The organism is Pseudonocardia sp. MH-G8 (genome assembly GCF_002262885.1).
Classification (GTDB): domain Bacteria; phylum Actinomycetota; class Actinomycetes; order Mycobacteriales; family Pseudonocardiaceae; genus Pseudonocardia.
In genome coordinates, this window is sequence record NZ_NKYF01000021.1 from 42856 (window position 1) to 68517 (window position 25662).

Genomic DNA, 25662 nt, shown 5'->3' on the forward strand with positions numbered 1-25662 from the left:
CGGTGCCGACCGGTCAGACCCGGCCGGGCGCCGCGACCCCGGTGAGCATCTGCAGGCACTCCAGCAGAAAGAACGACCCGAAGATCAGCTCGGCCGACGCCACCGCGTCCTGCGGACGCGACTCCGGGCGCGGATTGAAGCAGCCGTCGAGCAGCCGACCTGGGGTGGCCGTGCCGCTGCCCGGGCGGTACGGCGTGAGGTGGCGCGCCACGAGGGCGGCGACGGTGCGCTCGCCGGCTTCGGTGTAGCGCGCGCCCCGCTCGCCCAGCACGCTGCCCAGCCGGAGCAGGCCGCTGGCCACGATCGCAGTGCCGGAGGTGTCGCGGTGCGTCTCGGGGATGGCGGGGTCGTCGAAGTCCCAGTACGACACCCCGTCGGCTGGGACGTGTTCGAGCCACCAGTCCGCGACGCGGATCGCGTGCGGTGACCAGACGTCCGCTCCCGGCATCCGGGCCGCGGCCAGCGCGGAGTAGAGGATCGCCCAGGCCTGGGCGCGGCACCACGTGCTGGTGTCGGAGTAGCCCTTGTGCGTGTGCGTGCGGATCAGGGCGCCGGTGGCGGGATCGAGCTCGCTGGACTGGACCACCGATCCGTCCTCGCGCACGTGGAGGTCGAGCACCCGCTCGGTGTGCGCCCTGGCGATGTCGGCGTACCGCGCTTCGCCGGTCACCCCATGAGCCCACAGCAGGAGCGGGGTGGCCTGCAGAGAGTCGATGCTGGCAGCCGCCGCACCGACGGCGTGCGACTCCTCGGCCTGCACGCCGAGCGGCAGCAGGCCCAGGCGCTCGTCGTACATCGTCACGAGACTCGAGGCGGTCCGCAGCGCCAGCTCCCGTGCCTGCTCGTCGCCCACGAGCAGGTCGCCGAGCGCCACGCCGTGGAAGAAGCCGAAGCCCTTGAACGCCGTGGTCCGGTCAGCCCGTTTCGACATCCGCGCGCACCAGGCGCGGGCAGCGTCCCGGTAGCGGCCGTCCCCGGTCTGCGCCGCGGCGTACCAGAGCATCCCGGGCCACGCGCCGCCGGTCCAGTCGCCGTCCTCGGTGCAGAACCACTCGCCTGTCGTGGGGTCTGCCCAGTGCGGGAAGCCGGGAAGTTCCGACCCGAGCATGTCGTCGATCCGGGCGAGCACCTGCGCGCGGGCCTCGTCCCAGTCGACCGCCGGCACCTCCGTCCGACCGAGGCTCACGTCACCGCACCGACCTTCCGCAGCTCGTCGATCTGCTCACGGGAGTAGCCGGCCTGGCCGAGCACCTCGTCGGTGTGCTCGCCGTGGCCCGGCGGCACCTGGCGGGTTCCGGCCGCTCCCGAGCTGTAGCGGATCGGGTGCTTCAGCAGGCGCACCGTCCCGGCCTCCGGGTGGTCGATCTCCTCGACGGGGTTCAGGTGGGTCACGAGCGGGTCTCGGTCCACCTCGTCGTAGTCGTTGACCGGGGCGCACCAGACGCCGTGCGCGCGCAGCAGGTCGAGCAGCTCGGCCCGGCGGAAGGAGCGGAGCAGGGGGGCGAGCGCGCTGTGGATCTCGTTGCGTTGCGGGAGCGCGACCTCCGGGTCCAGGTAGTCCGCGAGCTCCTGGGGGTCGCCGAGTGCCTGGCTGATGGCGCGCATCGGGGACACCGACAGCGCCACGTATCCGTCCTCGACCTCGTAGAAGCCGTAGGGAGCCTGGTGGAACGACGACGCGAGGTCCGTCGTCGGACGCTCCACCGTCCCGCCGTTGAGGTGGTAGGTGTACGGCTCGAGCTGCAGGTCGAGAGCGGCCTGCACCATCGTCACCTCCACCCGCTGGCCCTCGCCGGTCGCCCTCCGGTGGTGCAGCGCGGCGAGGATGCCCATGGCGAGCAGCGATGCGCCGTGCTGGTCGACGATCGCGGCGCCGGCGGCGACGGGCGGCCCGTCGCTGCGGCCGGTCGCCGCGGCGAGGCCGGTGGTGGCCTGCAGCAGCAGGTCCTGCCCCGGCAGGTCCCGGTACGGGCTGTCCGACCCGTAGCCGGAGGCGCAGGCGTACACCAGGTCCGGCTTCAACCGGCTCAGCTCCGGGTGGTCGAGCCCGAGCTTCTCCATGACCCGCGGTCGGAAGTTCGACACGACCACGTCGGCACCGCGGCAGAGCTCGCGGGCCACCTCGAGCCCTTCCGGCCGCTTCAGGTCGAGGCTGATGCTGCGGACGTTGCGGTGGGCCAGCATGAAGAAGCTGCTGACCCCGTTGACGTAGGCGTCCGCGCCCGCCCACCGCCGCTCGTACGGTCCGGCAGGCGGTTCGATCTTGACGACGTCGGCGCCCATGTCGGCGAGGTACTGCACCGCCGCCGGCCCGAGCAGGAACTGCGTGAAGGCGATGATGCGCACACCCTCGAGCAGCTTCAGGGACTGGTCCACTGGTCCTCCTCAGGAGCTGACGGACGGTCGGTCGGCGGCAGGGCTGGGTCGGCGGGCCCCGAGGGCGTCGCGCGCGATGATGACGCGCTGGATCTGGTTGGTGCCCTCGTAGATCTGGGTCAGCTTGGAGTCGCGGTAGACCCGCTCGACCGTGGACTCCTTCGTGTAGCCGAACCCTCCGTGCACCTGAACGGCGTTGCTCGCGGTGCGGACGGCGACATCGGAGGCGAAGAGCTTGGCCATCGACGCCTCGGCGGCGAAGGGCAGGCCCTGGTCCTTGAGCCGCGCGGCGTGGTGGATGAGCAGGCGGGCGGCCCCGGTCTCGGTCGCCATGTCCGCCAGCATCATCTGCACGGCCTGCTGGTCGCCGATCGGCCGCCCGAAGGCCTCCCGCTCCTGCGCGTACGCGAGGGAGGCCTGCATCGCCCCGGTCGCGAGGCCGAGGGCGAGGGACGCGATGACGATCCGCCCGTTGCTGAACGAGCGCAGCACGCTGGGGAGGCCTTCCCCGGGGACGCCCAGCACGGCGGACTCCGGGACGCGCGTCCCGTCGAGGACGATGCCGGCGGTGGCGAGGCCCCGCATGCCCATCAGCTCGTCCTTGTGCCCGACGACGAATCCCCGGGAGGGGTCGCCGTCGGGGCTCTTCTCCACGAGGAAGGTGGTGAAGCCGCGCTTGCCCGCCGCGGGGTCGGTCCTGGCGAGCACGACCGCCACGTCGCCGACCGCGCCTGCGGTCATGAAGGCCTTCGTCCCGCTGATCACCCAACCGTCGCCGTCGCGCTCGGCATTCGTCCCGATCCCGCTTACGTCGGTGCCAGCGTTCGGCTCGGTCACCGCGATGAGGCAGATGCGCCTGCCCGCGGCGATCGCGGGCACGAGCCTGCGACGCTGCTCGTCGTCGCCGGCGCGCGTGATCAGCTCGCTCTGCAGCTTCGCCAGCAGCACCGCGTTGGCCACGGTGCCCGAGGCCGCGGCGAGCTCCTCGAGCACGAGGCACATCGAGACCTCGTCCATGCCCGCGCCGCCGAACTCCTCGGGCAGGGTGATGCCGAGCAGGCCGATCTCGGCCATCTCGCCGTAGAGGTCCCACGGGAAGGCGTCGTCCCGGTCGATCTCGGCGGCCCGCCTCGCGACGCGCTCGGTGGCGAACCGCCGGGCGAGGTCGCGCGCGCTGCGCTGGTCCTCGGTCAGGAACGCGGAAGACGCCACGTCAGACCCGCTTCAGGATGTGGGTGGCGGCGGAGACGAGCTCCCCGTCCTGGTTGAACACCTTGACGTCGGACGTGCACCGCTGCTCCTGCTCGTCGACGTCGGCGACGGTGTAGCGCACGGTCAGGGTGTCGCCGATGAACACCGGCTTGATGAAGCGCACCCGGTCGTAGCCGTAGGAGACGGTCGGGGGGTTGCCCAGGCTCTCGATGAGCTTCGACGAGCACGTCGACATGAAGGCGATGGACAGCACGCCGTGCGCGATGCGCTTCCCGTACCGGGTGCCGCTCATGTACTGCTCGTCGACGTGGTTGGGGCTGAGGTCGCCGCTGATCCCGGCGAAGCCGTAGACGTCGGCCTCTCCGACGGTCTTGCTGAAGGTCGTTTCCATCCCGACTGTTGGCTGCTGCACGTTGTGCTCCTTCTTCTCGGTCGATGGGCAGACGTCACCCGTCGGGCGACGTGCGATGACGGTGGGGCGGGACGCCCGGCCTCAGGGGCGCCGGCTGCTCTCCCGCACCTCGAGGTGGTAGGCGAACTGCCGGACGGGCGCGGCGACCTCTCCGGTCGCCATCTCGAGGATGACCTCCATCGCCGCGCGCCCGAACTCGTACTGGGGGAAGCTGACGGAGGTCAGCCGCGGCGAGACCAGCGACGAGATGGGGATGTCGTCGCAGCCGACCACCACCACGTCCTCGGGCACCCGCCGCCCGTGCTCGGTCACCGCCTGCACCGCCCCGATCGCGGTGTAGTCGTTGAAGGCCATCACCCCGTCGAACTCCACGCCCTCGCCGAGGGCGGCCCGGGTCGAGGAGTAGCCGGCCTCGACCGAGAAGTCACCCGTCCGCACGAGCCGCGGGTCGAGCTCCAGCCCGTGCCGCTCGACGGCCTGGCGGTACCCGCGCAGGCGCTCCTTGTTGATGAGCCAGGTGGGCCGCCCGGCGAGGCACAGGATCCGGGTGCTGCCCTGCTCGACGAGGTGGTCGACGGCCAGCTCGATCGTGCCGGCGTCGTCGACGCGGACCGACGGGCAGTCCAGGCGGTGCGGGCCGATCGCGACGACGTGGATGCCGTGCCAGGGGAAGTCGGTGAGGTGGGCGTCCTCGTCGATCCCGCCGCCGGCGAACACGATCGCCTCCACCTGCTGGTCGGCCAGCAGCTCGACGTAGGAGCGTTCCTTCGCCGGCTGGCGGTCGGTGTTGCACAGCACGACGGTGTAGCCGGCCTCCTGCGCCGCGTCCTCCAGACCGCGGGCGAGCTGGTGGAAGTAGGCATCGGCGATGTCGGGAACCAGCAGGCCGATCGCCCGCGTGTGGCCCTTGCGCAGCGCCACGGCGAGCGAGTTCGGGCGGTACCGCAGGTCCTTCGCCGCCGCCAGCACGCGCTGCTTCGTGGCCTCGGAGATCGCGACGTCCTGACCGCGCAGCACCCGGGAGACGGTGGTGACCGACACCCCGGCCCGCTGCGCGACCGCCTTGGCACCCTTCGCGGGGGCGTCCGGTGCGGGATCGGTCACGACCGGACACCGGCCGGGAGCAGACCGGCTTCGGAGAGCGCCCGCCGCAGGTCGGCGCGTTCGGCCTCGGTGACCGGGACCAGCGGCGCCCGCACGGTGGTCGTGAGCTCGGCGCCGAGCATGACGAGCTGCTCCTTCATGCGCGCGTACATGTTGGGCATCGGGTCCCGGTAGACCACTGCGGTGAGCGTCTGGAGCCGACCGTAGACCTCCCGCGCGCCGGCGAGGTCACCTGCGGCGACCCTCTCGTACAGCTGCGCCTGCAGCCCGGCGACCACGCTGCCGTGACCGGACAGGATGCCGTCCGCGCCGAGCGCCAGCGTCGGCAGCAGGTTCGTGCTGAAGCTGCTCAGCATGGTGACCTCGTGGCCCGCCGACCGCGCGATGCCGAGGTTGCGCTCGTACACGCGGATGTCCAGGCTCCACTCCTTGATCGCCACCACGGCGTCGAGGGTGCAGATCCGCTCCAGCAGCTGCGCGCCGTACTGCATCCCCGTGAAGTCGGGGTAGACGAAGGCGACCAGCGGCAGCGGGACCGTGCTCGCGACGTGCTCGAAATGGCGCAGTGCTGCCGCCGGATCGGCGTCGTGGGCGAGCGAGTCCGGGGGGAGCACCAGCAGCGCGTCGGCGCCCGCTGCGCGCGCGTCGCCCGCGTACGCCGCCGCCTCGCGGTGGTCGCGGGCGTGGATGCCGCAGATGACGGGCACCCGCCCGGCCACCGTCGCGACGGCGATGTCCACGGCCCGCCGCCGCTCCCCCCGGCTCAGGGTCGAGACCTCCGCCGCGTGCCCGTTGCAGGTCAGCCCGCGGACGCCGGGCGTGGAGACGAGCTGCTCCAGGTGGGCGGCGTAGGCCGTCTCGTCGATGCTCCCGTCGGGGTGCATCGGCAGGATGCACGCCGGGATGACTCCGCTCAGCTTCATGTGTTCCTCACTACCGTTCGCTACCTGTCGTCGACGTCAAGGGCAGATGAAGCCATCGCCGCCCGGTGCGGGGAAGCAGCCCGCGGCCTGCGGGGTGAGCAGGCGCGGCAGCCACAGCGAGATCTCCGGGAAGAACACCAGCAGTGCGATGACGCCGAAGAAGATGCCGTACAGCGGCACCGATCGCCGCACCCCGGAGTAGAAGCTGACCTTCGCGAAGTACGTGGAGAGCAGCAGCGAGAGGCCGTAGGGCGGGGTGATCAGGCCCAGCGCGAGTGTGACGATGACGACCACGCCCATGTGGATCGGGTTGACGTCGCCCTGTTCCTGCAGCGTCGCAATGATCGGCATCAGCACGATGATCGCGGGGATGGCGTCGACGAACTGTCCGATGACGACGAGCATCACCACGACCGTGAGCAGGATGCCGATCGACTCCTCGCCCGCGACAGCGAGCACGACGTCGGACACGGCCTCGGCCCCGCCGAGGTAGGTGAACAGCCAGGCGAACGCGGAGGCCGCGGCGACCGCGATGAGCGGGAGCGCGTAGAGGACGGCGGCGTTGACGAAGTCCCGCGGGAGCCGGGGGAGGTGCTTGCGCGCGGTCAGCGGGATCAGCACGATGATCACGAAGACGGCAGCGATCATGCCGGCCTCGGTGGGGGTGAAGGCCCCGCCCAGGATGCCGCCCATGATGATCAGCGGGATCATCATCGGCAGCGCGCTGCCCTTCGCGGCACCCGCGATCTCACGGAACGACGCCCGTGGCCGGGGCTCGCCCGCGTGCACGAAGAAGTAGGCGTACAGCATCAGGCCGGCACCGATCATGAGTCCGGGAACGGCGCCACCGAGGAACAGCCCGGCGATCGACACGCCGCCCGCCGCGCCGTAGACGACCGCGAGGATGCTCGGCGGGATCATGTTGGCGATCGTCGACGAGGCGGCGATCAGCGCCGCCGCGCTCGCCATGTCGTAGCCCTCCTTGCGCATGGCAGGCAGGAGGACCTTCGCGTTGGCGGCGACATCGGCGGTCGAGGAGCCCGACACCCCGGCGAACAGGATGCTGAACAGGGAGTCCACCTGGGCGAGGCTGCTGCGGATGTGGCCCACCAGGGACTGCACGAACCGGATGATCTTCGCAGTGACGTCCGTGGAGTGCATGAGCTCGGCCACGAGCAGGAAGAAGGGCAGTGCCAGGAGCGGGACGCTGTTGACGCCGTTGAACAGCTGCGAGACGACGGCCTCGAAGCCCGCCCCGGACAGCGCGGTGCCGACGAGGACCGCCCCGATCAGCGCGAACGCGACGGGCGTGCCGAGGAAGGACAGGCCGAGGAAGAGCCCCAGCATCACGAGGATGACGACGTCGTTGCTCATGAGACCGGGCCGTCGAGTTCGGCGGCGCGCAGCGCCTGCTCGCGGGGGTCGTGCGTGGCGCCCTCGAAGCCCGTGCGCCAGCCCTTCACGAGTCGCTCGACGGCGAAGACCGCGGACAGGACGGCGAAGACCGGGACGGCCCCCGTGAGGTACGCCAGCGGGAGCCCGGTGACCGGGAGCAGGTTGCCGAAACCCTGCTGGAAGACGCGGAACCCGGTGACGGCCACGGTCACCGTGATGCCGATCATCACCAGGCTGTTGAACGTCTCCATGGCGAGCCTGCGGCGTCCGGCCATCGAGGTCGTGACGGACGTGAGGTAGATGTGCTCGTTGCGGCGCAGGGCCACCGCGGCGCCGAGGAACAGGCCCCACACGAAGGCGATGAGCGTGGCCTCCTGCAGCCACAACCACGGTGCGCCGAGCGTGCGGGTGAGCACGTCGAGCAGGACGGTGCAGGTGAACGTGAACAGGAGCAGCCCGCACACGCACAGGAGGACGAGCTCGACCGCGTCGAGCGCGCGCACCTTGAGGTGGCGCTCCTCCTGGGAGATCAGGCTGTTGCCGGCGAGGAACTCCGCGACGGTAACCACCTGCGTCACCCCCGCCCTGCTGCGTCGGCGGGTGCGGTGCACCGGTCGGCCCGCCCGCCGAGCACCGTGGCCAGGGGCAGCGCCCCGTGCGCCACGGCCATCGCCAGCGCGTAGTAGAAGTCGCCCCACGCCGTGGCGCCGTCGACGCCCCGGCCGTGCGGCACCGAGTAGCACGAGTGCAGCAGCACGCCGTCGACGTCGTCCTGCCGGTTTAGGGCGGATCGGGTGAGGGTGGCGAGCAGCTGCCGTGCGGAGGTGTCGAACCGGTCGCGGGCCGCCGGGTCCGGGTGGTGGGTGCCGAGGATCAGGTACCCGAGAGCGACGGCGGCGCCCGCGCTCGCGTCCGGAGGCGCCTCGGCCGAGCGGTCGGCGAAGTCCCACGGGGGAACGGCGTCGAGCGGGCTCATCCGCTCGTAGTAGGCAGCGGCACGCTCCGCGGCGGCCAGCAGCTCCGGCTCGCCGCAGGCCGCGTAGGCCCAGGCCAGCCCGCAGATCGCCCAGCCGGAGCCGCGCGACCACGCGGAGGCCGGCGACGCGCCCTGCAGCGTCGACTCGGCCAGGAAGGCGCCGGAGACCGGGTCGAGATCCATGAGGTGCACGGTCGAGCCGTCGGGCCGCACGAGCAGGCGGGCCGAGGTGCGGGCGTGCTGCCGGGCGACCTCGAGGAGGCGGGGGTCCCCCGTCAGGTCGTGGGCCCACCACAGCAGCGGCAGGTTCATCAGCGTGTCGATGGTGCTGGTCCCGGCCCCGCGCAGCTCGCCGACCGGACCGAAGGCCTGGATGTAGCGGCCGGGCTCGTTGAACCGTCGCACCGTCATCCGCGCGGCGTCGAGGGCGGGTGCGACGTCCTTCTCGTCCAGGAAGCCGCACTGGTAGCCGAGGGCGAGGCTGGAATGGAAGAGGAACCCGAGGTCGTGCGTGGTGTGGTCGCACGCGCGCTCGCGCAGGTCGATCAGCTTGGCCCGGGCGCGGTCGGCGGGCGCGTCGTCCTGCAGCCCGCGAGCCGCGAGCCACATCGTCCCGAACCAGAACCCGGCGGTCCAGTTGCCGTGTTCGTAGCTCGCGCCGTCCCACGAACTGACCGCCGAGGCGTCGAGCAGCTCCCATGCACCCTTCTCGCTGCAGTGGGGGTAGTGCCGATCGGGGTGCCGGCGGGTCCGCCGCTCTTCGCGTCGGGCTGCCGCCAGGTAGTCGGACCAGTCCTGGTTCACCGGTGGGGTCCTTCCGCGTCGGGGTCTCGTGGTGTCATCGGTGCGCGAACCGGGGTGGGCGGGAGTCGAGGAAGGCGCGGACACCCTCCTGTGCGTCCGCGGTGCCGAACAGCCCGGCGATGAGCTCCGCCTCCAGCTCCTGGCCGGCACGGGCGCCGTGGGCGAGCCCGTGGTCCACGGCCCGTTTGATCGCCTGGACCGCCATGGCGGGCAGCTGCGCGATCCGCCCGGCCAGCTGCAGGGCGACGTCCTCGGCGGTGCCGGCCGGCGCGACCTCGTCGACGAGCCCGAGCGCTGCCGCCCGCTCGGCGTCGACGGTCTCGCCGAGGAGCATCAGGCGCTTGGCCTGGGACGGAGCGATGAGGCGGGGGAGCCGGGAGGTTCCGCCGCCCGAGGGGAACACGCCCAGCTTGACCTCGGGGAGGCCGAGCCGGGCGCCGGCGTCGGCCACCCGCAGGTCGCACGCGAGGGCCAGCTCGAGCCCGCCGCCGAGCACGTGGCCGGTCAGGGCCGCCACGACGGGCTGGGGGAGGCCGGCGATCGCGTCGTAGCAGGCGTGCTCGTGCTGCGCGCGGCGCCGGCCCGCGGCCGCGTCGACGGGGAACTCGCGGATGTCCGACCCCACCGAGAACGCGCGCTCGCCGGCGCCGGTGAGCACCACCGCGCGCACCGACCGGTCGTCGCGGATGTCGTCCGCGATCCTGTGCAGATCGCCGCGCAGCTGCGAGGTGAGCAGGTTCAACGGCGGGTTCGAGACCCGGACGACCGCGACCGGGCCGTGCGACGAGACGTCGACCGACGGTGTCGTCGCCGGGGTTCCTTCCACGCCGGTCACCGGGCCCGCCATCCGCCGTCGATGACGAGCACCTGGCCGGTGATGTAGTCGGAGGCCGGGCTGGCGAGGAACACGAACAGCCCTTCGAGGTCCTCGGGCTTCGCGAAGCGTCCGAGCGGGATCCGCCCGAGCAGCTCCTCGGTCCGGGCCGGCTCGCCCCAGATGTAGGGGCCGGTCATCGCCGTGTCGACGTAGCCCGGGGCGACGACGTTCGCGCGGATCCCGTGGACGCCGACCTCCGAGGCCAGGCTGACGGTGTACTGGGACACCGCGCCCTTCGTCGTGGCGTAGGCCGTGCGCCGCTCCAGGCCGGTGACCGAGCCGAGCGACCCGACGTTGATGACCTTGCCGTAGCGCTGCTCGATCATCGTGGGCAGGAACCGCTGGGTGACGCCGACGGTGCCGCCGACGTTCACGTCCCACATGACCTGCAGGTCCGCGAGCGTCAGCTCGTCGATCGGGGTGCGGCGGATGACGCCGGCGCAGTTCGCGACCACGGAGACGGGTCCGCGGTCGGTGGCCTCCTCGACGAGCCGGTCGAGGTCGGCCTCGTCGGTGACGCTGCCGGCGACCGCGACGACCTCGCTGCCGTCGGCGCGGATCGCGGTGGCAGCGTCCTCGAGCTCGGCGGCGAGCAGGTCGAACATCACGACGACCGCTCCCCGCCGGGCCATCGCGCGGGACGCCGCGAACCCGATGCCGCGGGCCGCGCCGGTGACGACTGCGACGGCGCCGTCCAGGTCGAACACGTCGCCGCGCCGTGCGTCAGCCATTCCGCGTCACCGAGCGGACCGCGTCGAGGATGGTGACGGCGTGCGGGCCGAGGCCCTCGGCCACCTGGTCCTGGAGGGGGACCGAGCGCTGGCGGAAGCTCTCCTTGTCGACGTCCTCGACGAACTGCACGCCGAGCTCGCGGTACTCCGTCTGGAGCTCCTGCTGGAGCTCGAAGGCCGCCCGCGGCTGCTCGTCGCGCACCCGCATGGCCGCCTCCGTGACCGCGGTCTGCTGTTCGGGCGTGAACCCGTCCCACGTGCGCTGCGAGACCCAGAGGACCTGCACGTTGCCGGCGTGCTCGGTCATCGACATGACCGGCGCCACCTCGTAGTGCCGGTTGAGCCCGTAGTAGGTCACGGCGTTCTCGGCCGCGTCGACGGTGCCCGTCTGCAGCGCGGTGTAGAGCTCGGGGAACGCCATGTGCACCGGCTGCGCCCCGTACGCGCTGAAGATGGTGTCCTCCGTGGCGGTGGCCTGGACCCGGACCGCGCTGCCCTGGAGGTCCTGCACGGAGCGCACCGGGGAGTCGCCGTACATGTTGCGCAGGTCGAGGGTGAAGAGCGTCAGCGGCCGCGCGCCCTGGACGCGCTCCGCGGCCATGGCCTGGTACGCCTCGTTGACCTCGGGGCTGCCGACGGTCGCGATCACGTCGTCCGGTCCGTCGAAGAGGTAGTGCAGCGACAGCACGCCCGACTCGGGAGCGATCGCCGCGGCGTTCGCCGTCGAGGAGAGGACGAAGTCGATGTCTCCGCTGCGGACGGACTCCAGCAGCGCCGGTTCGCCGCCGAGCTGCGCAGCCGGGAACATCTGCAGCTCGAAGGCGCCGTTCGACACCTCGTCGAGGCTGTCCTCGAAGATCTCGGCGGCGAGCTCGTGCCCCGTGCCGAGCGGGCCCTCGTAGGCGAACGTCAGCTCTGCGGTGCCGCCGCCGGCCGGGCCCTGTCCTCCGCACGCGGCAACGGCCAGCAGTGCGGTGGCGAGAGCTCCGGTTGCGAGCACCCGTGTCCTGAGGGGCATGTGGGTTTCCTCCCTGCGCCGCGCCAGTGCGAGTGGGGGGTGGGTGTGAGGACGCGTCCTGCGATCTCGGACGGTTACGCAATCGATAGCGCAACCGATTGCGCAGCGAACTGTAAGGAGCCGCTGCGTCTGAGTCAAGGGTCGGTGGCGGCCGCTCCAGGCCCGGCCGGAGGCGGGTTCAGCGCGGCGGCAGTGGACCGCGGATCGGCCCCAGGAGATCGTCCTGACGAGCGGCGACGATCTCCTGCATCAGCACCTCCACCGCCCGGACCCGGGTGAGCCGCGCGTGCTCGCGGCGCAGCGCGAGCCAGTAGGTGCCGCGGAACTGGAGCTCGGGGAGCACCGGGACCAGGCGCGGGTCGTGTGCGGCGATGTACTGGGGTAGGGGTGCGATGCCCACACCCGCCGCGGCGGCCTGCCAGTGCGCGACGAGGTTGGTGGACTGAATGGCGATCCGCGACGGCAGCAGCGCGTGCAGTGCGCTCAGTGGCGGCACGTCCAGCATGTCGTCGATGTGCCAGATGACGACGTGGTCGGCGAGGTCCGCGGCCGAGCGCACCCTCGGGTGGCTGCTCAGGTAGTCGGGGGTGGCGTAGAGGCGCAGGTAGAAGTCCGTGAGGTGCTGCCGGACCACCCTGCGCGAGCTGGGTACGCGTTGGATCACCGCCAGGTCGAACTCCTGCAGCGTGTGCGCGACGTGCGGGCTGGCGGTGATGAGCTCCACGGTCAATGCGGGATGGTCCCGTTGCAGCGCACCCAGTGCGGGGGCGAGGAGGAAGGCTCCGAAGCCGTCGGGGCATACGATGCGGACCGCGCCGGTCAGCGACTGGCCCCGTCCCCCCAGGAGCTCCTCGGCGGATGCGACTGCGGTCGCGACCAGCTCTGCCGGACCGAGCAGCCGGTGCCCGCTCTCCGTGAGCTGCCAGCCGTGCGCTGCGCGGTCGAACAGCCGCTGTCCGAGCGCGCGCTCGAGGGCGACGACCCGGCGGCCCACGGTGGTGTGGTCCACGCCCAACTGGGCAGCGGCCAGCGTCAACCGACCGCGCCTCGCGACGGCGAGGAAGTACCGGAGATCGTCAGCAGACACCACGCGTGCGATTGTGCACAGCGCCGTGGAGATCTGCGCCTTGCGTGTGCAGATCTGCTGCTCGCATGGTGAGCGTCACCGGGTCGGCGGAAGTCGACCGCGCCAGATGCGAACGCTCAGTGAGGAGCGCAACCATGGCAGCCACCATTCCGGCCGCCGGCCGGGGCGAGGGCGGACGGTCGGTCGCATGAGGCTGGAATGGCTCACGAGTTTCGTCGCGGTCGTCGACAACGGCGGCTTCGCCGCGGCGGCGAACGCCACCTACCGGTCGCAGCCGCGGGTGAGCACGCACATCGCCGAGCTCGAGCGACGGCTCGGAGCCACCGTGATCGACCGGCACGAGCGTCCGGTGAAACTCACGGCGGCGGGCGCCGCCTTCCTGACGCACGCGCGCGCGGTGCTCCGGCACCTCGAAGCGGGCGAACTCGACGTCGCCGCGGTCCTCGACCTCCTGCGCGGCAGCGTCAGCCTGGGTTTCTACCCGAGTGTCGGCGCAGCGTTCGTGCCTCGGCTCCTGCGCGAGTTCACCCGGAAGCACCCGGACGTCACGGTCTCGCTGCTGGAAGCGCCGACGACGCTGCTGGGGCGGGCGCTGCGCGAGGGCAAGGTCGAACTCGCGCTCCGTCCGGTCCTCCCGGCCCCCGTCGAACCGCTGTCGTCCCACGTGCTGTGGGAGGAGCCCCTTGTGGCGGTCGTACCGGCACAGGGACACCCGTTGAGTGGGCGGGACCGGGTGGGCCTCGCCGAGGTCGCTGCACACCGGATCATCACGATCGGCAGCACCACGGAGGGGAACCAGCAGTTCGAGACCCAGGAGGCGTTCCGGCGCGCAGGCCTGGATCCCGACATCGTCCTGCAGACCAACGAGCCGCAGACCCTGGTGGCACTGACGCGGGCCGGCTTCGGCGTGGGCGTGACCAACGCGCTCGCAATGTCGATCTCCAAGCTGCAGGGCATCGCCACCGTGCCGATCCGCGATGCCCTCTGCATGCGTCAGGTCGCGCTCTTCTGGGACGATCGCCGCGATCTGCAACCGGCGGCGCGTGTTCTCATCGAGTCCATCCGGTCTGCGCCGCCTCCCGAGGCAACGGCGGCAGTGCCGGCCCAGATCGGGAGCGGCTGAATATCCCCACAGCGGATATCCACTATCCGCGGCACGTTCTGGTGATTCGCATCCGCGCTCAGTAGCGTCGTTCGCACACAAGGTCCAACAATGCGAGGTGGTCAATCCGATGTCGACCGTGGAAACCCGTTCGGTCACCGACCTGCTGGTGCAGACGGAACAGATTCCGTGGGTCCCGCAGGGCGAGAACATCTGGTTCAAGCCTGTGCGCCTGTCGCCTAGCAGCTCGACATGGGTGAACCTGCTCAAGGTGACGAAGTCCGGGCGGATCTCGCGGCATCGCCACCTCGGTGCCGTGGAGGCCTGGGTGATCAAGGGGAGCTGGCGGTACCTCGAGCACGACTGGGTGGCTCACGCCGGGGACTTCGTCTTCGAAGGCCGCGGGGACGTGCACACCCTCGTCACGGACGGCGCCGACGAGATGATCACATTGTTCAATATCCACGGGCCGATCGAGTACCTCGATGACGACGACCGCGTCCTGCGGACGGAGACGCCGGAGACCAAGCTGGCGTTGTACGAGGACTTCTGCAGGCGGGAGGGCTTGAAGCTCGCGCCGGTGGTCTTCTCTCGTGACTAGGATCGCGGCGCGCCGGATCTACGAGACGGCCCGGGCGGTCGCTCCGAAGCCCCTCCCGATGTTCTCGCTGCGCGGGCGCCGGGCCCTCGTGACCGGAGCCGGGAGCGGCATCGGGTCCGCGATCGCCGCCGGCCTCGCGGCCGCCGGGGCCGACGTCGTGCTCGGCTCGGATTCGGCCAACCTCGCCGCGATCGCCGGCCGGGTGCGCGAGCACGGAGTGCAGGCCGTTGAACTCGTGACGGACCTCGCTGATCGTGCCGCCACCGACCGAGCGATATCGGAACTGCTGGCGAACCGGGCGGTGGACATCCTCGTCAATAACGCCGGGGTTATGCGGCGCGCGCCCAGTGAGCGGTTTCCGGACGGCGATTGGGATGCGGTGCTGGAGGTCAACGCCACTGCCGCTTTCCGCCTCGCGAAGGCGGTCGGCGGGCCGATGCTGGATCGCGGCGAGGGAAAGATCATCAATATCGCGTCGATGCTGAGTTTCCAAGGTGGATGGCACGTGCCGGCGTACGCCGCGAGCAAGCACGCGATTCTCGGACTGACCCGCTCGTTGGCCAACGAATGGGCAGGTCGGGGCGTGCAGGTCAATGCGATCGCGCCCGGCTACATCAGCACGGCGACGACGGCGGCACTGCGCGCGGACACCGATCGCGAGCGGGCGGTGCGGGGGCGGATCCCGGCCGGCCGGTGGGGCACGCCGGACGACCTGGTGGGAGCGGCGGTGTTCCTCGCCTCGGCGGCCTCGGACTACGTGTCGGGTGCCGTCGTCGCGGTGGACGGGGGCTGGCTTACCCGGTGAGCGGTCCCGATCAGGAGGGCACATCGATGCGGGCAGTGGAATGGGGCGGCGCGGGCGTGGTCTCGGTCGCCGAGAAACCGGCCCCCGCGGCGTCCCCGGGCTGGGCCGTGGTGGACGTCGCCTACGCGGGCATCTGCGGAACGGACCTGCACATCTGGCAGGGCCTGCATCCGCGTGCGAAGCCGGGGGTCGTGCTCGGCCACGAGATCGTCGGCTGGACCGCCGCCGAGACCGGCGGCATCGCGGCCGGGACCCCGGTGTTCGTGAACCCCTCCCTCTCCTGCGGGGAGTGCGTCCCGTGCCGCACGGACCTGAGCCATATCTGCGATCGGCTGGGGCTCCTGGGCATCGACGTTCCCGGCGGGTTGGCGACGCAATTGGCGGCTCCCGAAGGAGGGCTGGTAGCACTGCCTCCCGGTCTGGACCTGCACACGGCTGTGTTGATCGAGCCGACTGCGGTGGCCTCCCGCGCGCTCCGCCGGAGCGGGGCGCGCCCCGAGGACACCGTGCACGTCGTGGGCGCCGGGCCGATCGGCCTGCTCGTCGGCCTGCTGGCCCGGGCAACCGGGTGCTCGGCGATCACGTTCAGCGAGCCGCTCGAACATCGAGCGGAGGCGGCGCGGCAGCTCGGGTTCGAGGTGCCGGCGCGGCCCCCGCGGGCCCCGGTGGTGTTCGACTGCACGGGACACCCCGCCGTGTCGCCGGGGGTCACGGGGGCGGTGGCGACGGGCGGGACCCTGGTGGTCGTCGGGATCTACCCGGGCAGTACCCCGTTCGATCTGCAGGACGTCGCCTTCCGCGAGCTGGATGTCGTCGGCACGCGGACCTACGAGCGTCCCGACATCGATGCGGCGGTCGTGGCGCTGGCATCCGGATGCATCGATCCCCACGTGTTGATCACGTCCACGGTGCCGCTCGGCGATGCCGCGGCGGCCTTCGAACGACTCGGGTCCGGACTCGAACTGAAAGTCATCATCGACGCACGAAAGGGCTGACAGGTGAGCGAACAGAACCTCGAGAGCGTGGTCAAGAGGGTCCTCACGTACACGATCACGATCGACCGGCAGCGTGACGACTGGCAGCGCGCGTCGGCGATGAGCGGTGTACTGGCTTGCGGGGACGACCAGGAGGTCGCCGTCGTCAAGGGCTGGCTCGATCGGGCCGTCGCCACCCAGAACTCGCAGGGCAACCTGTCGTTCAGCGAACCCGAGTACTTCCCTGCGGGCAGCCACGTGGGGCGCGCGACCCCGCACGGCCCGCTCAGCTCGAGCTTCGGGTACCCGCTGCTGGAGCTGCACCAGCGGACCGGCGACGCCCGCTACCTCGAGGCTGCCGAACGCCAGGTCGCGGCGCTGATGCGGGCACCGCGCACCAGCGACGGCGGCATCTGGTCGCACAAGGACGGCCCCGAGCTCTGGGTGGACTTCGTCTACATGATGTGCCCCTTCCTCGCCCGCTTCGGCACGGTGACCGGGGACACCGCCTACGTCGACGAGGCGTTCCACCAGTTCGACGTGCATGTCCAGCACCTGGTAGACCCGCAGGCGCACCTCGCGCGGCACGCCTGGCGCGAGACACCGAACTCATTCCCCCAGTCCACCTTCTGGTCCCGCGGCAACGGATGGCTGGTGGCCGCAGCCGTGCAGCTGCTGGAGCTGTGCCCGGACCACGAGAAGAGCCGGTGGCTGGCCGATGCGGCGGTCCGCACCCTGAGCGCGATGGCGCGTCACCAGGACCGCACCGGGTACCTCCGCAACATCCTCGACGACCCGGACTCGCCGCTGGAGTCGTCGGGCAGCGTGATGTTCGCCTACGCCGCGGCGAAGGCGGTGGAGCAGGGACTGGTCGACCCCGAGCTGATCGACGCCGCGGTGCGCGCCGTCCGCGTCGTGAGCGGTGAGGTGAGCGAGGACGGAGCGGTCCGCGGCGTCTCGGTGCCGCCCGGTGGCCCCGGGGTCCCGTTCGGTGTGACCCCGTTCGGGCAGGGCTTCTTCCTGCTCGCCTGCCACGCGCTCCGCAAGCCCCTCGGGCTGCCCGGCTGACGCCGGCCGGAGAAGGAGACAATGGTGTCGACATTCGTCGAATTCCTCATTCACGGGGTCCTGGTCGGGGTGACCTACGGCCTGTTGGCCATTCCGCTCACGCTGGTCTACACAACCACCGACACGGTGGACCTCGCCGTCGGCGGGTACGCCGTGCTCTCCGGCGCGCTGGCCTCCGTCGTCGGCGGCGTCACCGGTGTGCTTGTCGGACTCGGCGCCGGCGTGCTCGCCGCCGCGACCGTCGGCACGCTCTTCGTGATCCTTGCCCGCGCCGGTGCGCCGGACCCGGTCACGGTGGTCCTCGCGACGTTCGGGTTCAGCATCGCGCTCGCCTCGGTAGTGCTGTGGAGCATGGGCTCCGACCCGTTCGTCGCGCGTGTGTTCACGGAGTTCTGGCAGGTCGGGACGATCCGGGTGAGCCCGCAGGGCGCGATCAACCTGGGGTTGGCGGTCGGCATGCTCGTCGGGCTGCTCCTGCTGCTGTACCGGACGTCGCTGGGACGCGCGATGCGCGCGAGCGCGGTCAACGCGGTGGGTGCTGGGCTCGCCGGAATTCCGGTGCGCCGGGTCCAGTTCCTCACCTTCGTCTCCGGGGGCCTGATGGCGGCGGCGGCCGGCGTCCTCGTCCTCTACACGACCGGCATGGACTACACGAGCGTGCTGCAGCTCGGCCTGCTGGCCATCGGCTCGGCGCTGGTCTTCGGGATGCGTCCGATGCGGGCGTTCGCCGGCGGGATCGCGATCGGAGTCGTGGAGGCACTCGCCGGTGGCTACATCTCGGGTGGATGGTCCGCGGCGATCCCGCTGCTGTTCATCCTGGTCATGCTCGCCTCCGGGCGCCTCGGCCGGCTGTCCGCGGCGGAGGTGCGGCCATGACCGACCTGCTCCACCGGCAGCGACCGGCGCTGGTCCTGCTGGTCGCCGTGGCGCTGGCGAGCACCGTCGTGCCTCTGTCCGCCGTGGCGACCGACACCTCGGTAACCATCGCGATCTACGCCCTGATCGCACTGTCGGTCGGCCTGAGCTGGGGGCAGGCCGGGATCCTGTCGATCGCCCAGGCCGCCTTCGCGGCGATGGGCGCCTACGCCACCAGCATCGTCACCATCAAGTGGGACCTCTCGCCGTACCTGGGTCTGCTGCTGGCCATCGTGGTGCCGGCCGCCGTCGCCTACCCGCTCGCCCGCGTGGTCACCCGGCTCGCGGCGCTCTCGCTCTCCATCGCGACGTTCGCGTTCGGGGAGATCTTCTACACGGCGGTCCGGCAGGGCGGCGACCTCACCGGGGGCTATATCGGGCTGTCCGGGGCACCGGAGGTCTCGATCGCGCCCACCTTCGTCTCGTTCCACTACCTCGGCTGGGCCTGCGTCGTCGTCGTGGTCGCGCTGTACTCGAACCTGCGGGCGTCGGCACGAGGGCGGGCCCTGCGCACGATCCGGCACGACCGGATCCGGGCCGCCGCGGACGGGGTGAACGTGCCGCACACGCTGGGCTCCCTGTTCGCCCTGTCCGCCGCCGTCACCGGCCTCGCGGGCTGGCTGTACGCCCACTACATCACCTACGTCGGGCCCGAGTCGCTGGACACCAACCTGTCCATCTCGGTGCTGCTCATGGCGGTGATCGGCGGGGCCGCAACGGTGCTGGGGCCGGTGGTGGGCGCAGCACTGCTCACCGTCGCCGACCAGTTCCTCCCGGCTGAGGAGGCCAAGGGCCTGTTCTACGGCGCCGTCCTCATCCTCGCCCTCCTCGTCCTGCCGAAGGGCCTGCTGGGGATGGGGTGGCCGCTTCGCTCCCGTCGCCGCAACGGGCGCGGGGAGCAGGGCCCACTCGCCCCGGTGCGGGAGGGAGCGCGGCCACTGGTCGCTGCGCCGACCAGGAAGGGGGCCGGCGGATGATCGACGTCAGGAGTGCCACCGTGCAGTTCGGCGGGATCACCGCGCTGAAAGATGTCGACCTGGCGGTCGACCGCGGCCGGGTCTGCGCGGTGATCGGCCCCAACGGTTCCGGGAAGACCACGCTGTTCAACACGATCTCGGGGTTCGTCTCTCCGACCGCGGGCAGCGTGCTTGTGGACGGGCGCGACGTCACCCGGGTGGCCGCCGACGGGCGTGCCCGCCTCGGCCTCGCCCGCACCTTCCAAACTCCCCGCGTCGACGCGGAGGCGACGGTGCGGGAGACCGTGCTGTGCGGGTTCCTGCCCTCGACCCGGTCCGGGCTGCTGGCCGCGCTGATCCGGACGCCGCGGGTGCAGCGGGAGGAACGCCGTCTCGTTACCGAGGTGGACGAGCTGCTGGAGCGGTTCGGTCTCGAGGGTCACGCCGGCCACCGGCTCTCGGAGCTGCCGATGGGGCTCGTCCGGATCGTCGACGTGGCCCGGGCGATGGCGATGCGTCCGAAGTACCTGCTGCTGGACGAACCGGCGGCCGGCCTGACCACCGATGAGCAGCAGCTGCTGGTCAGCGAGATCCGCCGGGTGGCCGGGGAGGGAGTCGGCGTGCTGCTCGTCGAGCACAACTTCGTCCTCGTCCAGGACGTGAGCGAGCACGTGGTGGTGCTGGAGCGCGGCGCGGTTCTGGCCGAGGGCGCGCCCGGCCTCGTCGCCGAGGACCCGCGGGTGGTCGACGTCTACCTGGGCGTGACCGACGAGGACAGCGCACAGGAGACGACATGACGACCGCTGACGAGAGCGCCGCGCGCACCCGCGCTGCCAGCGCCACGATCGAACCGGCGCTGACGTGCGAGGGCGTGTCCGCGCGGTACGGGCGGATCGAGGTCTGCCGGAACATCAGCCTCACCGTCGCGGAACGCGAGGTCGTCACCGTGCTCGGCCCCAACGGCGCCGGGAAGAGCAGCCTGCTGGGCGCGCTCGGCGGCCAGGTGCGCGGTGCCGGGGGCATCCGGGTCGGTGGTCACCGGATCGAGGCGCTGCCCGCTCACCGGCGTGCTGCCGCGGGTCTGGCCCTCGTCCCGGAGGGGCGGGGGAACTGCTTCGGCTCGCTCACGGTGCGGGAGAACCTCCTCCTCGGTGCGCGACTGGCCCCGCGGAACGAGCGCGACACGGTCTACGCCGAGGTCCTGGACCTGTTCCCCGGCCTGCGGTCCCGGTTGTCGCAACCCGCCTCCGCGTTGAGCGGAGGCGAGCAACAGATGCTCGCCATCGGGATGGCGCTGGCGGGGCGGCCGAAGGTGCTCGCGCTGGACGAACCGTCCCAGGGGCTCGCCCCCACGATCTTGCGTGACCTCACCCGGCTGTTCGCACTGCTCCGTGGGCGCGGCATCGGACTGCTGATCGCCGAGCAGAACCACGCGTTCGCGGCCGCGATGGCCGACCGGTTCGTGGTGATCGTCGGAGGCGAGCTGGTCGCCGAGGGGACCCGCGACGAACTGCGGCGCGACGTGATCGCCGCCGCCTACCTCTCGAAGGACGGGGAGCGATCGTGACACCACCGCCCGCCGGCGCCCTGCACGGCATCCGGGTGATCGATATGAGTCGGCTGGCCCCCGGCCCGTTGTGCTCCATGATGCTGGCCGACCTCGGCGCAGAGGTGATCGTCGTGGGCGGCGGCCGGTCGGGGCTGCCGCTGACCGCGCTCTGCCGGGGCAAGAGGTTCATCAGCCTCGATCTGAAGCGGGACGGCGGTCGGGCCGCGCTGCACCGGCTGGTGTCCGAGGCGGACGTCCTGCTCGAAGGCTTCCGCCCGGGGGTGGCCGATCGGCTCGGTGCCGGATACGCGGAGCTGTCCGCCGTGAACCCGCGCCTGGTGTACTGCTCGCTCACCGGCTACGGGCAGGACGGCCCGCTGGCGACGACCGCTGGTCACGACATCAACTACCTGGCGCTGTCCGGCCTGCTGGGGGCGGTGGGGCCGGTCGACGGACCGCCGTTGCCCCCGCTCAACCTGCTCGCCGACTACGGGGGTGGCGGGATGCTGGCGGCGTTCGGGATCGTCTCGGCGCTGCTGGAGCGGGAACGCTCCGGACGGGGCCAGCACGTCGACGCCGCGATGGTCGACGGCGTCGTCGCGATGATGGTCCAGCACTACTCCGTGTGGGGGCAGCCGACCCTGCCGGACCGGGGGCGCGGCCTGCTCGGTGGCGAGGCGCCCTTCTACCGCTGCTACAAGTGCGCCGACGGCCGGTACGTCGCGGTGGGAGCGTTGGAGGACGCATTCTTCCGCGCGCTGTGGGACGGGCTCGGCCTCGGCGACTGCCCGCAGCACATGTCGCCGTCCGCCTGGCCGCAGATCGAGAAGGTGCTGAGCCAGAAGTTCCTGGAACGGACGCGGGACGAGTGGGCCGAACACTTCGAGGGCACCGACGCCTGCGTGACGGCGGTGCTGGCGCCGGACGAGGTGCACGGCCACCCGCAGATCCGCGCTCGGCACGGCGCGCTCGCGTTCCCGGAAGGGCCGCCGGTACCGCTGCTGTCGCGGACGCCCGGGGTGGCGGCGCCGGCCGAGCCGGCGGACCAGACCGAGGCGGTGCTGGGCGAGCTCGGGCTGGACGCCGAGCATATCGCTGCGGCCCTGCCGGACGGACCCCGAGCCGTACAGGGGCTGACCTGGCCCCCCATCTGAGTGCCCCCGCCACCCCCTCCTGAGCTTCGAAGAGGAGCCCCATGAACTCGCACACCACAGCACTGGCAACCGAAGACGACGAGCTTGCGGAGTTCCGCGCGCAGGTCCGCGAGATCGCCGTGGAAAAGATCGCCCCGCACGCCGCGGAGACCGACGCCACCGGGATGTTCCCGCAGGCGTCCTGGGACGCGATGCGTTCGGCCAGCCTGACGGGGCTGCCCTTCCCGGAGGAGTACGGCGGCCAGGGGGCCGACCTGATGGCGCAGGTGGTCTGCATCGAGGAGACCGCTCGCGTCTGTTCCACCTCGGCGCTCACGCTCCTCGGGTCCTGGGTGGGCCTGCACGCCGCCCTCGCGCACGGCGCGCCGGAGCTGCTCCAAGAGATCGTTCCGGGCGCCGCGTCCGGCGTCAGCGGGGTGTCCTTCAGCCTCACGGAACCGCATTCGGGTTCGGACCTTGCCAGCCTGAGCACGCGGGGTCAGCCGGACGGCGACGGCTGGATGCTCGACGGCCGCAAGTGCTTCATCACCAACGCCGGTTGGTCGGACTGGTACGCGGTACTGGCCAGGACGGGGGATAAGGGGTACGCGGTGTTCATGGTCCACCGGGACGACCCGGGTGTCTCCTTCGGACGGCCGGAGAAGAAGATGGGCCACCGGGGGAGCCCGACCGCCGACGTGCTGCTGGAGAGTTGCCGGATCCCGGGCTGGCGCGTGGTGGGGGACCCGGGCCAGGGCTACGACTACATCATGGGCTCGCTCGTCTACAGCCGCCCCATCATCGCCGCCCAGGCCCTCGGCATCGCGCAGGGTGCCCTCGACGAGTCGATCCGGTACACCGCCGAGCGCGACGCGTTCGGCCAGAAGGTGTCCCGCTTCCAGCTGGTGCGCGGCATGGTCGCGGACATGGCGGTCCGGGTGGAGTCGTCGCGGGCGCTGCTCTACCACACGGTCCGGACGATCATGCGCGGCGGTGCGCACGCGCGGGCGGAGGCGGCCATGGCGAAGCTGTTGTGCACGGACACGGCGATGGCCGTCACCACCGACGCGGTGCAGCTGCACGGCGGATACGGCTACCTGAGCGACTTCCCGGTGGAGCGCATGATGCGCGACGCCAAGATCACGCAGATCTACGAGGGCACCAACCAGATCCAGCGGTTGCTCATCGCGAAGTCGCTCTACGCGCGGGCCGGGGGCGAATGACCGTGGCCGCGCTCGACGGCATCACCGTGCTGGAGATCAGCGAGGTCATGCAGGCCCCGCTGGCCGCACAGGCACTCGCCGACTTCGGTGCGGACGTGATCAAGGTGGAGCGCCCTGGTCGGGGCGACGCCATCCGCGGGCAGGACCGGCACGCCACCGCGAACGGCCTCGTGAGCAGCTACTTCGCTGCGCTCAACAGGAACAAGCGGTGCATCTGCCTTGACCTGAAGCACCCGGCCGCGCGCGGCGTCCTGCACCGGATCGTTCCCCGGGTCGACGTCCTCATCCACAACTTCCGGCCGGGAGTCATGGAACGCCTCGGCCTCGGCTACGAGGAGCTGCGCGAGATCCACCCGGGCCTGGTCTACGCGGCTGCGTCCGGTTTCGGGGAGACCGGCCCGCTCGCCAGGACGGGCGGGCAGGACATGGTGGCCCAGTCGCTCAGTGGCATCGCGGTGCACTCGGGAGGGCCGGGAGGCCGGCCGCACCTGTGCCCGACCCCGTTCGTGGACTACGCGAGCGGGATGTCGTTGGCGCAGGGGATCTTGCTGGCACTGATGGAGCGGCAACGCTCCGGACAGGGCCAGAAGGTCAGCATATCGCTGCTGGACGTCGCGATGGGGATGCAGACGCTGGAAGCCACGTCGCAGTTGATGTACGGCGTTGAAACCAACTGGGTGGCCGACTGGTTCCCGAACGCCGTCTTCGCCACGGCCGACGGCTGGATCACGGTGCTCGGGTTCTACCGGGACGACGTGTTCACGCGCATCTGCCGGGTTCTCGAGATCGACGACTCGGCCGGCGCGGCGTATCCCACGCCGGAGGCGATGGCGGCAGGCAAGCAGGAGCTGAACGCGATCCTGGAGCCCGAGTTCGGCAAGCGGCCCACGGCGGACTGCGTGGAGCGGCTCAGCTCGGTGGACGTGCTCTGCGCGCCGGCCCTCACGCTGGCCGAGGCGCTCGAGCACACGCAGGTGCGGCACAACGAGACGGTGCTCACCGTGCCCGTCTCGCAGCAACCGCCCGCGCGCACGATCGCCCACCCCGTGACGCTGTCCCGTTCCCCCGCGACCGTCCGGCACGGGGTGAGCAGGCTGGGGGAGCACACACGGCCGGTCCTGCGGCGGTTCGAGTTCGCCGCCGACGAGATCGACCGGCTCGCCGCGGCGGGTGTCCTCGGCGACGCCGGGGACGAGGACGGGTCATGAGGCCGAACGTCCCTGGCCGGCGGTTCGGCCCGACCCCCGCACTCGTCCCTGCACTCGTGGCTGCTCTGATCGCCGCGATCGGCCTCACCGGCTGCGGGACCGGCGTCGGGCCGGGCTCGGCCAGCGCCGAGGGCCCACTGCGGATCGGCCTGCTGCTCGAGCTCTCCGGGCCCGCCGCGTCGTTCGGTGTACCCGAGCGGGACGGGGCCCAGATCCTCGCCGACGAGATCAACAGAGAAGGCGGCGTCCGCGGCCGGCAGCTCGAGCTCTCGGTGTATGACACCGCGGGCAACACGACCCGGTGCGCGCGCGGCGCATCGGATTTGATCCGGCGCGAGCAGGTCGTCGCGATCATCGGCGGAACCACTGGTTCCTGCACCCTCGCGGCCGCCCCGGTCGCCGAGCGCAACAAGATCCCGATGCTGGCGCCGAACGGGACGATCCAGGTCACAGACCCGGCGAACTCGTTCTTCCCGTGGGTGTTCCGCTCCCAGGTCAGCGACCTCGAGACGACCAAGGCCATGTTCGACGGCGCCGCCAGTGCCCACTCCCGCCTGGGACTGTTCTTCCAGCAGGACGCCTACGGGAAGGACACCGCCGACTACGTCCGCAACGTGCTCGCGCAGCCAACCGTCACCATCGCGGGCGAGGCGAGCGCACCGCTCACCGTCACCGACGTCGCCTCCCAGGCCACCCAGCTGCGCAACGCCGCGCCGGACGCCGTCCTGCTCCAGCTGTCGAGCGCGAAGCTGGGTGCCGCGTTCACGCACGCCGCCCAGCAGGTCGGGCTGGAGGCTGAGCAGTGGGTGGGGAACGGGATCGGCACGCGCGCGTTCGTCGATGCCGCCGGGTCGTCGGCCGACGGCCTGCACGTGATGGCCGTCGCGAACCCGTACGACCCGGGGGAGCGCCTGGCGCGGCTCGGAGCGCTGTTCGCCGAGCGTGGCCTGCGACTGGAAGGCTTCGGCGAGGCGCTGGCGGCGACCGCCGTCGTCGCGATCGTCGAAGCGATCGAGCAATCGCCGGAGATGGTCGGCGGCCAGGAGATCCGCGACGCTCTGGAACGGGTCTGCATGGATGCTCCGTACACCGAGGGGCAGCTCTGCTTCGGTCCGGACGACCACGACGCCCTGGACGCGGCCGCGATCGTCGAGGTCGTGGTGCGTGACGGGGCGTTCGTCACCGTCGATGAGCGCTAGGGGAGGGCGCGTGC

Annotated in this window: 26 protein-coding genes; 13 read left to right on the forward strand and 13 right to left on the reverse strand. The window is 71.5% G+C overall.

Annotated elements, in window-relative coordinates; genetic code table 11:
- Window positions 1-13: 13 nt before the first annotated feature.
- From CFP66_RS33120 to CFP66_RS33180, 13 genes are all read right to left on the reverse strand, one after another.
- The gene (locus CFP66_RS33120) at window positions 14-1186 is read right to left on the reverse strand and encodes a glycoside hydrolase family 88 protein (RefSeq protein ID WP_094929186.1); all 1173 of its coding nucleotides are present in this window, start codon (window positions 1184-1186) and stop codon (window positions 14-16) included.
- Window positions 1183-2376, reverse strand: coding sequence for a CaiB/BaiF CoA-transferase family protein (locus CFP66_RS33125; RefSeq protein WP_233159928.1), 1194 nt, complete (start codon window positions 2374-2376; stop codon window positions 1183-1185). The genes CFP66_RS33120 and CFP66_RS33125 overlap by 4 nt, the downstream gene beginning before the upstream one ends.
- A 9-nt stretch (window positions 2377-2385) precedes the next feature.
- Window positions 2386-3588 (reverse strand): acyl-CoA dehydrogenase family protein, encoded by a 1203-nt coding sequence (locus CFP66_RS33130; protein ID WP_094929187.1) that lies wholly within the window; start codon window positions 3586-3588, stop codon window positions 2386-2388.
- Window position 3589: 1 nt separating this feature from the next.
- Window positions 3590-4000 (reverse strand): MaoC/PaaZ C-terminal domain-containing protein, encoded by a 411-nt coding sequence (locus tag CFP66_RS33135; protein ID WP_233159929.1) that lies wholly within the window; start codon window positions 3998-4000, stop codon window positions 3590-3592.
- An 81-nt stretch (window positions 4001-4081) separates the two neighbouring features.
- Entirely contained in the window at window positions 4082-5104 is a 1023-nt protein-coding gene (locus CFP66_RS33140) for a LacI family DNA-binding transcriptional regulator (RefSeq protein WP_094929189.1), read from the reverse strand.
- Window positions 5101-6027 (reverse strand): dihydrodipicolinate synthase family protein, encoded by a 927-nt coding sequence (locus tag CFP66_RS33145; RefSeq protein ID WP_094929190.1) that lies wholly within the window; start codon window positions 6025-6027, stop codon window positions 5101-5103. The genes CFP66_RS33140 and CFP66_RS33145 overlap by 4 nt, the downstream gene beginning before the upstream one ends.
- A gap of 36 nt (window positions 6028-6063) precedes the next feature.
- The gene (locus CFP66_RS33150; RefSeq protein WP_094929191.1) at window positions 6064-7401 is read right to left on the reverse strand and encodes a TRAP transporter large permease; all 1338 of its coding nucleotides are present in this window, start codon (window positions 7399-7401) and stop codon (window positions 6064-6066) included.
- Window positions 7398-8000, reverse strand: a complete 603-nt coding sequence (locus tag CFP66_RS48110) for a TRAP transporter small permease (protein ID WP_158228300.1) — start codon at window positions 7998-8000, stop codon at window positions 7398-7400. Before CFP66_RS48110 ends, CFP66_RS33150 begins: the two co-directional genes overlap by 4 nt.
- Entirely contained in the window at window positions 7997-9202 is a 1206-nt protein-coding gene (locus CFP66_RS33160) for a glycoside hydrolase family 88 protein (RefSeq protein WP_158228301.1), read from the reverse strand. Before CFP66_RS33160 ends, CFP66_RS48110 begins: the two co-directional genes overlap by 4 nt.
- Window positions 9203-9236: 34 nt before the next feature.
- Entirely contained in the window at window positions 9237-10049 is an 813-nt protein-coding gene (locus CFP66_RS33165) for an enoyl-CoA hydratase/isomerase family protein (protein ID WP_094929194.1), read from the reverse strand.
- Entirely contained in the window at window positions 10034-10810 is a 777-nt protein-coding gene (locus CFP66_RS33170; protein ID WP_094929195.1) for an SDR family NAD(P)-dependent oxidoreductase, read from the reverse strand. Before CFP66_RS33170 ends, CFP66_RS33165 begins: the two co-directional genes overlap by 16 nt.
- Entirely contained in the window at window positions 10803-11828 is a 1026-nt protein-coding gene (locus tag CFP66_RS33175; protein WP_094929196.1) for a TRAP transporter substrate-binding protein, read from the reverse strand. Before CFP66_RS33175 ends, CFP66_RS33170 begins: the two co-directional genes overlap by 8 nt.
- A gap of 178 nt (window positions 11829-12006) precedes the next feature.
- A complete protein-coding gene (locus CFP66_RS33180) occupies window positions 12007-12918 on the reverse strand; it encodes a LysR family transcriptional regulator (RefSeq protein ID WP_094929197.1) in 912 nt (303 codons plus the stop codon).
- Window positions 12919-13102: 184 nt separating this feature from the next.
- On the opposite strand from CFP66_RS33180, the gene CFP66_RS33185 reads away from it, so the two are divergent.
- From CFP66_RS33185 to CFP66_RS33245, 13 genes are all read left to right on the forward strand, one after another.
- Window positions 13103-14038, forward strand: a complete 936-nt coding sequence (locus CFP66_RS33185; protein WP_158228302.1) for a LysR family transcriptional regulator — start codon at window positions 13103-13105, stop codon at window positions 14036-14038.
- Between the two features lie 109 nt (window positions 14039-14147).
- Complete coding sequence (locus CFP66_RS48115; RefSeq protein WP_158228303.1) at window positions 14148-14618, forward strand: 2,4'-dihydroxyacetophenone dioxygenase family protein; 471 nt, start codon at window positions 14148-14150, stop codon at window positions 14616-14618.
- Entirely contained in the window at window positions 14611-15423 is an 813-nt protein-coding gene (locus CFP66_RS33195; RefSeq protein ID WP_233159931.1) for an SDR family oxidoreductase, read from the forward strand. Before CFP66_RS48115 ends, CFP66_RS33195 begins: the two co-directional genes overlap by 8 nt.
- 26 nt (window positions 15424-15449) lie before the next feature.
- Window positions 15450-16418 carry a zinc-binding dehydrogenase gene (locus CFP66_RS33200; RefSeq protein ID WP_094929200.1) on the forward strand — a complete coding sequence of 323 codons (969 nt, stop codon included), beginning with the start codon at window positions 15450-15452 and terminating at the stop codon, window positions 16416-16418.
- 3 nt (window positions 16419-16421) lie between these two features.
- Complete coding sequence (locus CFP66_RS33205) at window positions 16422-17465, forward strand: glycoside hydrolase family 88 protein (protein ID WP_198961828.1); 1044 nt, start codon at window positions 16422-16424, stop codon at window positions 17463-17465.
- A 21-nt stretch (window positions 17466-17486) separates the two neighbouring features.
- A complete protein-coding gene (locus CFP66_RS33210) occupies window positions 17487-18341 on the forward strand; it encodes a branched-chain amino acid ABC transporter permease (RefSeq protein ID WP_094929201.1) in 855 nt (284 codons plus the stop codon).
- Window positions 18338-19357: a branched-chain amino acid ABC transporter permease gene (locus CFP66_RS33215; RefSeq protein WP_094929202.1), complete on the forward strand. Its 1020-nt coding sequence runs from the start codon at window positions 18338-18340 to the stop codon at window positions 19355-19357. The genes CFP66_RS33210 and CFP66_RS33215 overlap by 4 nt, the downstream gene beginning before the upstream one ends.
- On the forward strand, window positions 19354-20133 hold the full coding sequence (locus tag CFP66_RS33220; protein WP_094929203.1) for an ABC transporter ATP-binding protein: 780 nt from the start codon (window positions 19354-19356) through the stop codon (window positions 20131-20133). Before CFP66_RS33215 ends, CFP66_RS33220 begins: the two co-directional genes overlap by 4 nt.
- Window positions 20130-20903: an ABC transporter ATP-binding protein gene (locus CFP66_RS33225; RefSeq protein WP_094929204.1), complete on the forward strand. Its 774-nt coding sequence runs from the start codon at window positions 20130-20132 to the stop codon at window positions 20901-20903. The genes CFP66_RS33220 and CFP66_RS33225 overlap by 4 nt, the downstream gene beginning before the upstream one ends.
- Window positions 20900-22039 (forward strand): CaiB/BaiF CoA-transferase family protein, encoded by a 1140-nt coding sequence (locus CFP66_RS33230; RefSeq protein ID WP_233159932.1) that lies wholly within the window; start codon window positions 20900-20902, stop codon window positions 22037-22039. The genes CFP66_RS33225 and CFP66_RS33230 overlap by 4 nt, the downstream gene beginning before the upstream one ends.
- Before the next feature lie 41 nt (window positions 22040-22080).
- The gene (locus CFP66_RS33235; RefSeq protein ID WP_094929205.1) at window positions 22081-23241 is read left to right on the forward strand and encodes an acyl-CoA dehydrogenase family protein; all 1161 of its coding nucleotides are present in this window, start codon (window positions 22081-22083) and stop codon (window positions 23239-23241) included.
- Window positions 23238-24449 (forward strand): CaiB/BaiF CoA-transferase family protein, encoded by a 1212-nt coding sequence (locus CFP66_RS33240; protein ID WP_094929206.1) that lies wholly within the window; start codon window positions 23238-23240, stop codon window positions 24447-24449. The genes CFP66_RS33235 and CFP66_RS33240 overlap by 4 nt, the downstream gene beginning before the upstream one ends.
- Window positions 24446-25648 (forward strand): ABC transporter substrate-binding protein, encoded by a 1203-nt coding sequence (locus CFP66_RS33245; protein WP_094929207.1) that lies wholly within the window; start codon window positions 24446-24448, stop codon window positions 25646-25648. Before CFP66_RS33240 ends, CFP66_RS33245 begins: the two co-directional genes overlap by 4 nt.
- Window positions 25649-25662 lie beyond the last annotated feature (14 nt).

Excerpts from the sequence above, each read along its gene's own strand:
- CFP66_RS33235 (WP_094929205.1), top strand. The coding sequence starts at position 22,081 with ATGAACTCGCACACCACAGCACTGGCAACCGAAGACGACGAGCTTGCG.
- CFP66_RS33175 (WP_094929196.1), bottom strand. The coding sequence starts at position 11,828 with ATGCCCCTCAGGACACGGGTGCTCGCAACCGGAGCTCTCGCCACCGCA.
- CFP66_RS33220 (WP_094929203.1), top strand. The coding sequence starts at position 19,354 with ATGATCGACGTCAGGAGTGCCACCGTGCAGTTCGGCGGGATCACCGCG.
- CFP66_RS33245 (WP_094929207.1), top strand. The coding sequence starts at position 24,446 with ATGAGGCCGAACGTCCCTGGCCGGCGGTTCGGCCCGACCCCCGCACTC.
- CFP66_RS33170 (WP_094929195.1), bottom strand. The coding sequence starts at position 10,810 with ATGGCTGACGCACGGCGCGGCGACGTGTTCGACCTGGACGGCGCCGTC.
- CFP66_RS33150 (WP_094929191.1), bottom strand. The coding sequence starts at position 7,401 with ATGAGCAACGACGTCGTCATCCTCGTGATGCTGGGGCTCTTCCTCGGC.
- CFP66_RS33185 (WP_158228302.1), top strand. The coding sequence starts at position 13,103 with ATGAGGCTGGAATGGCTCACGAGTTTCGTCGCGGTCGTCGACAACGGC.
- CFP66_RS33240 (WP_094929206.1), top strand. The coding sequence starts at position 23,238 with ATGACCGTGGCCGCGCTCGACGGCATCACCGTGCTGGAGATCAGCGAG.
- CFP66_RS33225 (WP_094929204.1), top strand. The coding sequence starts at position 20,130 with ATGACGACCGCTGACGAGAGCGCCGCGCGCACCCGCGCTGCCAGCGCC.
- CFP66_RS33145 (WP_094929190.1), bottom strand. The coding sequence starts at position 6,027 with ATGAAGCTGAGCGGAGTCATCCCGGCGTGCATCCTGCCGATGCACCCC.
- CFP66_RS48115 (WP_158228303.1), top strand. The coding sequence starts at position 14,148 with ATGTCGACCGTGGAAACCCGTTCGGTCACCGACCTGCTGGTGCAGACG.
- CFP66_RS33210 (WP_094929201.1), top strand. The coding sequence starts at position 17,487 with ATGGTGTCGACATTCGTCGAATTCCTCATTCACGGGGTCCTGGTCGGG.
- CFP66_RS33215 (WP_094929202.1), top strand. The coding sequence starts at position 18,338 with ATGACCGACCTGCTCCACCGGCAGCGACCGGCGCTGGTCCTGCTGGTC.
- CFP66_RS33200 (WP_094929200.1), top strand. The coding sequence starts at position 15,450 with ATGCGGGCAGTGGAATGGGGCGGCGCGGGCGTGGTCTCGGTCGCCGAG.
- CFP66_RS33165 (WP_094929194.1), bottom strand. The coding sequence starts at position 10,049 with ATGGCGGGCCCGGTGACCGGCGTGGAAGGAACCCCGGCGACGACACCG.